The sequence below is a fragment of the Pseudorhizobium tarimense genome (assembly GCF_022968135.1).
GTDB classification, from domain to species: Bacteria; Pseudomonadota; Alphaproteobacteria; order Rhizobiales; family Rhizobiaceae; genus Neorhizobium; species Neorhizobium tarimense.
Map to the genome: position 1 here is coordinate 1 of NZ_JALJRA010000047.1, position 4,192 is coordinate 4,192.

The window sequence follows — 4,192 nt, forward strand, 5'->3', positions numbered from 1 at the left end:
TTTACGATGTTGAGCCCGATACCGGTCCCGGCGATACCAGTTGCGCTGCGGGCGCGGAAATAGGGCTGAAAGAGCCGAGGCAGGTCGTCGGCATCCATGCCAATGCCTCCATCACGAACTGAGATTATGGCCACTCCATTCTCCTGCCAGCCGCGAACATATACATCCGGTGCATGGGGCGCATATTTGACGGCATTGGAGAAGAGATTCGCAAAGACCCGATCAAAGGCTACCGGATCAAGATCCAATTTGTCGGGAAGATTGTCCAAGTCCAGGTGGAAGCAGTGTGTGCCGCTGATCTGTTGCCGCTTGTCTGCACACTCGAGCACCAATGCCGAAAGCGAGGTTTCGGTTGTCGTGATCTCGATCGTACCACTTTGCAGACGTCCGGCTGCCAAGATGCTCTCCATCAGCTCGACCATACGAGCGACGGCACCCTTTATCTGATCCGACTTCTCAGCCAGGTACTCGCTCGTGACAGCAGACTTGGTGCGTGTCAGTCGCTGTGCCGCACTATCGATGATCGCTAGCGGTGTTCTAAATTCGTGAGATATCATCGCCACGAACCGACGCTGGAGAGCGTTCGCTTCCCGCTCCTGCTGTAACAAGCGATCCAGTTCAGCATTTTTCTGTTGGACTTCCGCGGTGCGCAGCTCGACGAGCTTCTCCAGCTGGTCGCGATGTTCTCGCAACTTCTGTTCGCTCTGCCGAAGAGCTTGAAGCGCAAGCTGGCGCTCGTGAACGTCCTCAAGTAGCCCGTACCAGCGTACGATGGCGCCGTTTTCCGAAACCCTTGGCGCAGCACGACTCCGGTACCACCTGTAGCCGCAATTGGCCGATCTAATGCGAAACTCAATGTCGAAAGGCTGACCTGATCGAACTGCTTCCCTCCAAGCCCTTTCAGCACGGTCCCTATCGTCAGGGTGAACGGAGCGTATCCAGCCCCTTCCTGTTGCCTCAGTCACAGGGTTGCCCGACAGCTTCGTCCACTGCGATCCTACCTCGATGACTTCACCATCGGCGCTTGCTATCCAAGGCGTCTGCGGATGAAGTTCGATCAAAGAGCGATGGTGCTCTTCGCTCTCGCGCAGCACTCGCTCGGCCGTCCGTAGTTCCGTTACATCCTTAAGTTCAGCCGCGATCAGATCGACTTCTACGCCATCAAGAAGCCAACGGATCCGCCGTTTGTGGGTCACGAGCGTTCGCCCTGTGCCATCCCGACCCGTGATCTGTTCCTCGAACAGCTCCTCCCCTCCGGTCGCCAAGATGTGGACGTCCATCGCCCTTATTGCGTCCGCTTCTTCCTTAGGAAGTAAGTCGTGATCCGTTCGACCATAGACCTCGTCGCAATTCACACCAATCAGTTCGCAGGCTGCGTCGCTGAGGAAGATGAACTTCGATTGATCATCCTTAACGATGACCGGATGTGGCACGCGCTTCAGGATCGTGGAGAGGGCTTCGCGGAGTCCGACGTTGATTGAAGCTATTTCTGGCATGTCACTTCTCAGTGCGTATTCGTATCCGCATCACCGACCGGATATGTGCAAAGGATACGACAGACATATCCACATCATCTAAATCGCGCCGCTAAAACTTTAGCATCCCCTTATGAACTGTCATGGGTAAGAAATAGTAGAGGTAGACAAGCCGCCTAGCTGTGGCGTGGGAGGTAAGCCACGCAGCTGTCGCCATATTAGAGAAATGCTCTGTGATCCCAATTGACAGGAATCACATTTCATGTCACATGATGCGTCGTCAAATTGCGGAGCTCCTCGTGCAGACCAAGCGCGCCTACAACAGTCCACTTCGTGAGAAGAGAGCACGCGAGACGCGTGAAACTATATTGGCAGCGGTTCTGTCGCTGATGCATTCAGCGACCCCCCTGATGAAATCAGCATTGAAGCTATAGCTGCCGAGGCTGGCATTCAGCGCAGGACCGTCTTTCGGTACTTCGCCAACAAGGATGAACTGCTATCGGCGTTCTGGACATGGTTGAACGCTAAGATAGGCGCAGCCGTGAAGCCCGAAGCATTCCAAGACATCATTCTCGGTCCTGCAAAAACCTTTCCGCTCTTTGATTCGCATGAGGCGGCCATGCGCGCGGCTCTCCATTCCCGCACTGGTCGCCAGATGCGCATGGCGACCGTGCCGGCGCGGCGAGAGAGCTTTTCAGCGGCGCTTGCACCCGCCCTCTTATCTCTTCCTACGTCAGACGCTCGCAAAGTCGAGGCGCTGGCACACCTGCTTTATTCGGCCTCCGCATGGGAGGTCTTGAAAGACTACGGCGGTCTCGACGGCACCCAGGCCGGCGAGGCGGCTTCCTGGGCGCTCGAACTGATCTTGTCCGCGATCAGATCGGGCGACACTGCGGCGGACACAACCATCGCAGTCAAGGAGCTCAGCGATGAATATTGAAGTGACCAACGCTAACAATGCCGATTACCTCTGGGTCGTGGCTGACCGCATTCGTTTCCTCGGAGGTGTACCTGGATCAGATCTGGAACTGCTCGACATTGAAGTTCCACCCGGCTCGGGAACGCCTCCACATGTCCATGAATCACCGGAACTGATCTACATACTGGAGGGGGAGTTGACGCTCCGTCAGTTCGACGCCGACCTACTCCCACGGGAGATCAAAGCCGGTACCGGTACATCCGCGATGGTGCCGTCGCGGGTGCCTCACAACTATAGCAATGGGAGCAGCGCGCCGGTTCGAATGCTGGTGATGCTGGCGCCGTCAATGATTGCCTTTTTCTGCGACATCGGCTCCGAGCGGCCGGAGGGTGCTCCCGACTACGCGCGCATCGGCGCAGCCATGAGCCGCCATGGCATCGAAACGATATCATTGGCGGCCTAGACCGACGGTTGATGCTGGAGCTAGCTCGCTGAGCGGGCTCCAGCAGACCTCGATTGTCGGTGCCGCATTCAATTACCGCGAAGAACCGGGCAACGAACCAAGAATCCACGAGGGAGCGGCGTCGTTATCCACCAATGGGCATCGTAAAACAGAACTGCGTTTCCTTCTGGTCTGATCGAACCTGAAGGTTGCCCCCATGGCTTCGAGCAATCTCGTATGAGATGAACAGCCCCAGGCCAAGTCCCTGCTTCTCACCCGAGCTTGTGGCTCGAAAGAAGGGCTCGAACAGGTGATCCTTGACGTGATCTGGGATAGGCTCGCCCTCGTTGGCAACGGTTATGACGACCTCATTGAAGTCTGTTGTTGCAGTCACCTTCACCGGTCGATCAGGTGCGCCATGCGTTAGCGCGTTGCCGAGCAGATTAGACACCAACTGGGCGATCCGGCCGCCGTCGCAAGGGACCGGGCCTTCAATCTGGAGCGAGCTTTGGATGTCGCGCCCGGGATGAGCGGCGCGTAACTCCTCAACGACCTGCTCAAGTACGGCCCGTAGGTCGGTCGGCTTCGGGACGATGGCAATTCCCTGGCCAGCTCTGCAGCGGGCCAGATCGAGCATGTCCTGGATCAGGCCGGACATGCGCTCGGTGCTTTGGCTCATCATTGTCAGAACGCGCCGTGCCTTGTCCGACTGAGGCTCTCGCGAAAGGATGTTGAGCCCGCCCACAATCGACGCAAGCGGATTGCGCAGATCGTGCCCTAGAATGGCGACGAACTGCTCCCTCAAGCGCGCCACCTCCTTTTCCGCCAGTAGACCTTGCTCCAGTTGAAGCCGCTCGGCGACCCCCGCAGCGATGCGCTCTTCCAGGCTCTTGTTCAGCTCCTCCAGTTCCTTACGCGCTCTATCCGCAGTGTTCTTGGCATCCACGAGTTCCCGCTCATAGCGGCGCCGATCGGCTGCCTGGAAGAGCGTGATGCGGGTAAACTGCACACCTCCCTCGCTGGTCCGGCGCTCGGCGGCATTGGCCAGAACGGGCAGCCGCCGTCCGTCCGGCCCCACCAGGTCCAGTGCAACCTCGTTGAAGTACCCCTGCATTCGCAACAATGGCGCAAAATGCGTTTCGTAGAATATCTTCCCGGGAACATTCAGCAGGTCATAAAATCGCTTACCGAGCAGCTCGAAGCTCTGCGTACCCAGCCAGCCCGCCAGCGTGCGATTGGCTTTGACGATGACGCCGTCAGCGGCCAAAGATAGGTAGCCACATGGGGCATTCTCGTAGAGGTCTTCAAGATCCTCCATGATGCCCTCCAGTCCAGTTTGAACGTCCGCCTTACACA

General features: G+C 57.6%; 4 protein-coding genes. 2 read left to right on the forward strand and 2 right to left on the reverse strand.

From position 1 onward, the window contains the following. Positions 1–1,496 (reverse strand): sensor histidine kinase (locus MUU54_RS24395; RefSeq protein WP_247246522.1); only part of this gene is annotated, 1,496 nt, incomplete at its 3' end. Between the two features lie 427 nt (positions 1,497–1,923). Between MUU54_RS24395 and MUU54_RS24405 the strand changes: the two genes are divergently transcribed. Both MUU54_RS24405 and MUU54_RS24410 read left to right on the forward strand, forming a co-directional pair. Next, a complete protein-coding gene (locus MUU54_RS24405; protein WP_512700478.1) occupies positions 1,924–2,415 on the forward strand; it encodes a TetR/AcrR family transcriptional regulator in 492 nt (163 codons plus the stop codon). Further along, complete coding sequence (locus MUU54_RS24410) at positions 2,405–2,857, forward strand: cupin domain-containing protein (protein WP_247246524.1); 453 nt, start codon at positions 2,405–2,407, stop codon at positions 2,855–2,857. The genes MUU54_RS24405 and MUU54_RS24410 overlap by 11 nt, the downstream gene beginning before the upstream one ends. A gap of 124 nt (positions 2,858–2,981) precedes the next feature. Here MUU54_RS24410 and MUU54_RS24415 read toward each other — a convergent pair whose 3' ends face one another. After that, positions 2,982–4,154, reverse strand: a complete 1,173-nt coding sequence (locus MUU54_RS24415) for a PAS domain-containing sensor histidine kinase (protein WP_247246525.1) — start codon at positions 4,152–4,154, stop codon at positions 2,982–2,984. Positions 4,155–4,192 lie beyond the last annotated feature (38 nt).

Coding starts and splice junctions, on each gene's coding strand:
- MUU54_RS24410 (WP_247246524.1), top strand. CDS start 2,405: ATGAATATTGAAGTGACCAACGCTAACAATGCCGATTACCTCTGGGTC.
- MUU54_RS24415 (WP_247246525.1), bottom strand. CDS start 4,154: ATGGAGGATCTTGAAGACCTCTACGAGAATGCCCCATGTGGCTACCTA.